The organism is Candidatus Atribacteria bacterium, assembly GCA_011056645.1.
GTDB lineage: Bacteria > Atribacterota > Phoenicimicrobiia > Phoenicimicrobiales > Phoenicimicrobiaceae > Sediminicultor > Sediminicultor quartus.
Genome location: DSEL01000037.1, coordinates 1 through 8,145 on the forward strand (window position 1 = coordinate 1; position 8,145 = coordinate 8,145).

Here is an 8,145-nt window from a genome sequence, read left to right on the forward strand (position 1 = left end):
AGGACTAGATCCTACCAAAAGAGAATCGGGCACCTCGGTAAAAGGTAAAGCCAAGATCAGTAAAAATGGCAATCGGCACATCCGAAAGATGCTCTATATGCCGGCCCTTAGCGCTATTAAAAACAATCAGAAGATAGCTATCTTCTATCAAAGATTAATCGCCCATCATAAACCGAAAAAAGTAGCGGTCATTGCTGCCATGAGAAAACTACTCTTGGTTGCTCACGCCATCTACCATAATAAGACGGAGTATGTAGCGATTTAAAACTAAAATACTAAAAATCAAATATCGTGTCTTTTAGGAGAGTTTGTGAGTTGACTTTTAACACAGTATCTAATTTTATTGCTCAATTGGTGCATTGGTAAATTGATGCATTGGTAAATTGGTGAATTGGTCAATTGGGGCATAGGAGGAGTTATTAAATTGATTGTTGGTCTTACTGGCGGAATTGTAAGCGGTAAAAGTACGGTAGCATCCATGTTTAAAGATTTGGGCGCTGAAATTATTGATGTGGATAAACTTGGTCATCAAGTAATTTTGCCACATAAACCAGCCTGGACGAAAATTATTAAATTATTCGGAAAAGATATTTTAAGAGACGATCTGATTATTAATAGAGAAAAGTTAGGTAAAATAGTTTTTGCAGATATAGATCTATTAAAAAAATTAAATAAAATTACTCATCCTGAAATAAAAAAGCTGATAAAAAAAAAGATAAATTTGATTAGAGATAAAGCCCAGGACCAGGAAAAAATAATAATGATAGACGCTGCTTTAATCTATGAAACCAAGATAAATAAACTAATGGACAAGATAATAGTAGTATATATAGAAGAAGAACAGCAAATAAAGAGATTAAACAAAAGAAATAATTTATCCCGGAATGAAGCCTTACAAAGAATAAAATCGCAAATGCCTATCAAAGAAAAAATTAAAATGGCTGACTATGTGATCGGTAATAACGGAACAATTGATGAGACCAAGGAACAAGTAGAAAAGATCTGGGAAAATCTAGTATCTAAATACAAGATATGAAATTGTGTAATACGCTAAAAGAAAGGGGTGATAATTATGAACCTTGCTGAAATTATTAAAGTTGCTAGAGGAAAGGAAAAGGCAGACCTATTATTAAAAAATGGAAAGATAGTTAATGTTTTTTCCGGAGAAATATACCCTTCCGATGTAGCTATTTATAAAGATACAATAGTAGGATTAGGAGAAGGATATGAGGCAAAAAAACAGGTAGATATTTCTGACTGTTTTCTTTCTCCCGGATTTATAGATGGTCACATTCACTTAGAAAGTTCTATGGTTAAAATTTCAGAGTTTGCCAAAACTGTAGTACCAAAAGGAACAACTTCAGTGGTTATTGATCCTCACGAAATTGCCAATGTATTGGGTTTAGAAGGTATCAGGTATATGTTAGAATCCAGCAAGCATAATCCTTTAAATATTTTTATGATGCTTCCTTCTTGTGTTCCAGCTTCGTCTTTGGGGACTTCCGGAGCAAACCTTAGCGTAAATGATTTATTCCCTTTGTTAGAAGAAAAAAGAGTTTTAGGGTTGGGAGAAATGATGAATTTTCCGGGAGTATTAAACCAGAACCCCGACGTATTGGACAAAATAGCAGTGTTCTCCAAAAAATGCATCGATGGACATGCTCCAAATTTATCCGGTAAAGATCTTTGCGCCTATGTCTCCGCGCAAATAAGATCTGATCATGAGTGCACGACAGTAGAAGAGGCAAAAGAAAAATTGAGATTGGGTATGTATATTATGTTGAGAGAAGGTTCAGTTACCCGTAATTTAATTGATCTTTTACCGTTAGTACAACCTGATAATTCCCGAAGATGTTTCTTTTGTTGCGATGATCGTCATCCCAAAGATCTCATCGAAAAGGGACATATTAACTATATTATAAAAACTGCTATCCATAAAGGTATAGACCCTGTTACTGCTATAAGGATGGCTACTATAAATACTACAGAATATTTCAGACTAAGAAATTTAGGAGCAATTGCTCCTGGTTATCTGGCTAATTTAGTGGTTTTTGATAATTTTAAAGATTTTAATATCCTTAAAGTATTTAATAATGGAAATTTGGTTGCTGAAAACGGAGAGTTATTAGAACTAAAACCTAAACCATTAGAGGTACCTATTAGAGGATCAATTAATATTAAGTGGCTTTATCCCGAAGATTTTAAAATTCCCGTAAAAGGCAGTAAATGTAGAGTTATAAAAATTACTCCCGGTCAAATTATTACGGAAGAAATAATAGAAGTTCCTAAAGTCGATAATGGTTTTGTGGTTTCCGATACCAAGCGCGATATATTAAAGATTGCGGTAATAGAGAGACATCACGCTTCGCAAAAAGTGAGTAGAGGTTTAATCAAAGGAGTTGGGTTAAAAAAAGGTGCCATTGGTTCATCTGTCGCTCATGACTCGCATAATATTATTATTGTGGGTACCAATGATGAAGATATACTAAATGTCGGAGCAGCTATTGCAAAGATGGGGGGTGGGCTAGCAATATCCGTAAATGAAAAAGTAATAGATTCTCTTCCTTTACCTATTGCTGGTTTGATGTCAGATAGACCTTTGTTAGAGGTGAAAGAAAAATTAGACTCCCTCTATAAAACTGCCAAAAAAATAGGGATTACCGTAGATAATCCTTTTATGAGCATTGCATTTTTATCCTTAGAAGTAGCTCCTCACCTTAAAATAACCAATAAAGGCTTGGTAGATGTGAATCGTTCAAAAATGGTAGATTTGTTTGTAGATTAGCCGATTCCCTAATTGTTCAATTGACCGATTAAATTAGTATTATATAAACATTCATTAGTATATAACTTTAAGTGTATAATTATAAGGATAAAAGTGAGTTTTCAAGGTTAATAGTATTTTTATTAAAGGTGTAGTAAATGACTCAAGAGTTTAAATTGGTATCTGATTATCCTCCTCAAGGTGACCAACCCCAGGCTATTAAAAAATTAGTAGAGGGCATAGTTCGTGGTAGCAAATATCAAACTTTATTAGGAGTAACTGGTTCAGGGAAGACTTTTACTATGGCAAATGTAATTCAAAAAATTCAATTGCCCACACTGGTTATTTCCCATAATAAAACCCTGGCTGCTCAATTATGCAGCGAGTTTAGAAATTTTTTTCCCCATAACGCTGTTGAGTATTTTGTAAGCTATTATGATTATTACCAGCCTGAAGCATATATTGCCAGAACAGATACTTACATAGAGAAAGACTCCTCCATTAACGAGGAAATTGATCGTTTAAGACTTTCTGCTACCAGCTCACTATTGGAAAGAAGGGATGTAATTATTGTTGCCAGCGTATCTTGTATATATGGATTAGGTTCTCCCGCAGATTATCAAGAATTGGTACTAAAAGTGAGTAAAGATGATATTTTTCCAAGATATAATATTTCTGAAAGATTGATAAATATTCACTACGAAAGAAATGATATTGATTTTCATCGTGGATGTTTTAGAGTCAGAGGAGACGTAATTGAAATATTTCCTTCCTATCTGGAATATGCATTTCGCATAGAGTTATGGGGTGACAGAATAGATGCAATTATGGAGATAGATCCTCTGACCGGAAAAGTTAAAAAGAGGAAAGATGAATTGATCGTTTATCCTGCGAAACATTTTGTTACTACCAAAGATAAATTGGAAAAAGCGTTTTTTTCCATCGAAGAAGAATTAAGGGAAAGATTAGAGTATTTTAAAAAAGAGGGAAAATTGTTGGAGGCACAAAGATTAGAACAAAGAACAAGATATGATTTAGAAATGCTTAAAGAAGTAGGATACTGTAGTGGAATTGAAAACTATTCCCGTCATATTAGCGGAAGAAAATCAGGAGAACCTCCCTACACTTTGTTAGATTATTTCCCAGCTGATTTTATGATATTTATTGACGAATCCCATGTAACGATTCCCCAATTAAGAGGTATGTTCGCCGGTGATAAATCCCGAAAAGATAGTTTGGTAGAGTATGGCTTTCGTTTACCTTCTGCCCATGATAACAGGCCGCTATATTTCAAGGAAATTGAAAAATATATGGATAAGGTGATCTTCGTTTCAGCAACTCCAGCCAAGTATGAATTAGAAAAAAGTAAACAAACAGTTGAACAGATTATCAGACCCACCGGATTAATTGATCCGGAGGTAGTTTTAAGGCCGGCTAAAAATCAGATTGATAATCTAATAGAAGAAATAAAAAAAAGAACTGAGAAAAAAGAAAGAGTACTGGTGACCACTTTAACTAAAAGAATGGCGGAAGATGTGGCTGAGTATCTGGAAGAAATTAATATTAAAGCAAAATATCTTCATTCCGAGATTAAAACTTTGGAAAGGATCGATATTTTAAAGGATCTAAGATTAGGAAAATTTAATGTGTTAGTAGGAGTCAATCTTTTAAGAGAAGGATTAGATCTCCCTGAAGTATCTTTAGTAGCTATTTTAGATGCAGATAAAGAAGGTTTTTTAAGATCAGAAACCTCTTTGATTCAGACTATGGGGAGAGCGGCAAGGAATATAAACGGTACCGTTATATTATATTGCGAAAATATTACCGGATCGATAAGAAGGGCAGTAAAAGAAACCAGTCGGAGGAGAGAAATACAATTAGAATATAATCGTAAACATCGAATAACACCCAAAACAATAACCAAGACGGTGGAAAAATTTGCCGTTATTAGCAGCATAAATAGTTTCGAACATTATCCTTCGATAAATGAAGAACATGAGAAGTATCTAAATAAGAACAATTTATGGTTATTAATAAAATCTTTGGAGAAAGAGATGAAACAGGCAGCAAAAAATTTAGACTTTGAAAGAGCTGCTTTGTTAAGGGATGAGATCAACAGATTAAAAAAAGAGAAAACTTTATTCGGAAAATAAAATAGCGAATAGTCGTTAGTAAATAGTGAATAGCAAAGAAGGAAAAATATTAAGTTATAAGGTACAAGTTGCAAGCTACAAATAAGGGTAGATCTTGTGTCTGTCTATAAAAAGATAAAATCTAAAAGTAGATAAAAGCGCGAAACATTATAATAAACGTAAGACAGGCGTACCGCCTGTCTGTGCAAATGTAGGGGTTCGATTCATCGAACCCGTTTCGGATCGGATAAATCCGATCCCTTCTTTACTATATATTTGATGCTTGATACTATTTCAAAGGAGAAATACTAAGTGGTTCAGACTAAGATAATAATTAAAGGTGCACGAGAACATAATCTAAAAAATATTGACTTGGAAATACCGCGAAACAAACTAATTGTCATTACCGGTTTGAGTGGTTCCGGTAAGTCTTCTCTGGCTTTTGATACCATCTATGCGGAAGGCCAAAGGAGATATATTGAATCTTTATCTTCTTATGCCCGACAATTTATGGAGAGAATGAAAAAGCCCGACCTGGATTATATTGAGGGATTATCGCCAGCAATTTCCATTGATCAGAGAAAAGCAAGTAAAAATCCTCGTTCAACTGTGGGTACCGTTACCGAAATTTATGACTATTTACGCTTGCTTTTTGCCCGCATTGGAATTCCTCATTGTCCCCAGTGCGGCAGGCAGGTAAGCAAGCAGACAGTGGAACAAATGGTTGATCAGATATTAAATTTATCTTCGGGAACAAAAATACAAGTTTTAGCGCCGATAATTCGTTTTAAAAAAGGTGAACATAAACAAATATTAGAAGATGTTCAAAAAAAGGGATACGTTAGAGTAAGAGTAGATGGAAGCACTTTTGAAATAGAGGAAGAGATAAAAATCGATAGGTACAAAAATCACAATATTGAAGTCATAGTAGACCGTTTAGTAATAAACCCTGAAATACAGGCTCGTCTCGCAGGTTCCATAGAAACCGCTTTAAGTTTAAGCGAGGGGGTAGTAATAATTACTGTTGAAGGTGGAAAAGAAAAGATCTTTAGTGAGCATTTTTCTTGCCCTAACTGCGGAATTAATTTACCAGAAATTGCTCCCCGAATCTTTTCGTTCAATAACCCTTATGGAGCCTGTCCGGTTTGCAGTGGGTTAGGTTTTAAAATGGAGTTTGATCCAGAATTGATAGTGCCCGATGGAAAAAAATCCATACTTCAAGGTGCCCTGGTTCCCTGGGGAGAGGTAAGAGGGAAATATTTATATCACCTATTAGAAGGTTTAGCTGATTTTTATGGTTTTAACCTTAATACGTCTTTTGCAAAATTAAAACCTGAATTTCAGGAAGTTCTATTATACGGATCGGGAAACACAAAGATACCCTTTAAATATCAGAATGATGAAAGATCTACTTATTGGACTCATGAAAATTCTTTTGAAGGGGTAATCAATAATTTGAAAAGAAGACATCGAGAGACGAAATCAGAAATCATTCGCCAGGAGATAGAAAAGTTCATGAATATCGGACCCTGTCCTTCTTGTGAAGGTAAAAGACTTCGTCCGGAAAGTTTAAATGTTACCATAGAAGAATTATCGATAGCAGATATCGCCGACAAATCTATCAAATGGAATTATAATTTTTTTGACAAATTAAAATTAAGTGAAAGAAATCAGATTATTGCTGTCCCAATTTTAAAAGAGATAAAAAATAGATTAAGTTTTTTAATTAATGTCGGTTTGGAATATTTGACCTTATCTCGTTCTTCTTCTACCTTAGCAGGAGGTGAAAATCAGAGAATTCGTCTGGCAACCCAGATTGGTTCGAGCTTAACCGGAGTACTTTATATTTTAGATGAACCGAGTATTGGTTTACATCAAAAGGATAATTCTAAACTTTTAAAGACCCTTATCAAACTGAGGGATTTAGGGAATACAGTGATAGTCATTGAACATGATGAGGCTACGATGAGAATTGCCGATCATATTGTGGATCTTGGGCCTGGAGCAGGCGTACATGGAGGGTATTTGGTTGCACAGGGCAATTGCCAGGAAATAATAGAAAATAATAAATCCATTACCGGGAAATATCTAAGCCGCTTTAATAAAATTAATATTCCTTCTAAAAGAAGAGCAGGCAATGGAAAATATTTGACTATTTACGGAGCCCGCCAATATAATTTAAAGAACATTGATGTGTCTATCCCTTTGGGTACACTAACCTGTATCACCGGAGTATCCGGTTCCGGTAAAAGTACTTTAGTTGAGGAGACCTTATATAAAATATTAATCAAAAAAATATATCAGAGCAGAGTTCATCCTGGTGATTATGACAAGATTGAAGGAATAGAAAATATTGATAAAGTGATCATTATCGATCAATCACCCATAGGAAGAACTTCTCGCTCTAACCCTGCTACTTATACTGGAGCCTTTACTCCGATTAGAGAAATATTTTCCCGGACTAAAGAAGCAAAAATTAGAGGTTATAATCAAGGGAGATTCAGCTTTAATGTAAAAGGCGGGAGATGTGAAGCCTGTCAGGGTGGGGGGATAGTAAAGATTGAAATGTATTTTTTACCTGATGTTTATATACCCTGTGAAATCTGTAAAGGTCAACGATTCAATCGCGAAACTCTGGAAGTAAAATATAAAAATAAAAATATAGCGCAAGTTTTGGACATGACTGTTGAAGAAGCCTTGGGATTTTTTGCAGCCATTCCTGCCATAAAGAGAAAATTACAAACCTTATATGATGTAGGATTAGGCTATATAAAATTAGGACAATCTGCTACCACTCTTTCCGGTGGTGAAGCGCAAAGAGTAAAATTGGCGAAAGAATTAAGCACTAAAAGTACAGGAAGAACCGCCTATCTTTTAGATGAGCCTACTACTGGTTTGCATTTTGATGATGTGAAAAAATTACTCGATGTTTTAAATAGGTTAGTAGAAGCAGGAAATACCGTCATGGTAATTGAGCATAACCTGGATGTAATTAAATCATCAGATCATATTATTGATCTTGGTCCGGGTGGGGGAGAAGAGGGTGGAAGAGTGATCGCCGAGGGAACCCCGGAGGAAATAGCCTGCAATAAGAATTCATTTACCGGAGCGTTTTTGAAAAAAGTATTAAATGAGTCGTTAGCGTGAATAAAAAATTTTACTTCTGGATTAATTATCAATTAGCCAATCGGTTAATTATATTATATTGTATCTTGAATTTAATACTAACGACTAACGACTAATTTAATC

General features: G+C 34.8%; 5 protein-coding genes. All 5 read left to right on the forward strand.

What is annotated here, in order from left to right; genetic code table 11:
- Nucleotides 1-265 (forward strand): IS110 family transposase (locus tag ENO17_01515; GenBank protein ID HER23728.1); only part of this gene is annotated, 265 nt, incomplete at its 5' end.
- A 159-nt stretch (nucleotides 266-424) separates the two neighbouring features.
- The gene (locus ENO17_01520; GenBank protein HER23729.1) at nucleotides 425-1,036 is read left to right on the forward strand and encodes a dephospho-CoA kinase; all 612 of its coding nucleotides are present in this window, start codon (nucleotides 425-427) and stop codon (nucleotides 1,034-1,036) included.
- 36 nt (nucleotides 1,037-1,072) lie between these two features.
- Complete coding sequence (ade, locus tag ENO17_01525) at nucleotides 1,073-2,785, forward strand: adenine deaminase (GenBank protein ID HER23730.1); 1,713 nt, start codon at nucleotides 1,073-1,075, stop codon at nucleotides 2,783-2,785.
- 137 nt (nucleotides 2,786-2,922) lie between these two features.
- On the forward strand, nucleotides 2,923-4,917 hold the full coding sequence (uvrB, locus tag ENO17_01530; protein ID HER23731.1) for an excinuclease ABC subunit UvrB: 1,995 nt from the start codon (nucleotides 2,923-2,925) through the stop codon (nucleotides 4,915-4,917).
- Nucleotides 4,918-5,208: 291 nt separating this feature from the next.
- Nucleotides 5,209-8,043 carry an excinuclease ABC subunit UvrA gene (gene uvrA, locus ENO17_01535; GenBank protein HER23732.1) on the forward strand — a complete coding sequence of 945 codons (2,835 nt, stop codon included), beginning with the start codon at nucleotides 5,209-5,211 and terminating at the stop codon, nucleotides 8,041-8,043.
- The last annotated feature ends 102 nt before the right edge of the window (nucleotides 8,044-8,145 follow it).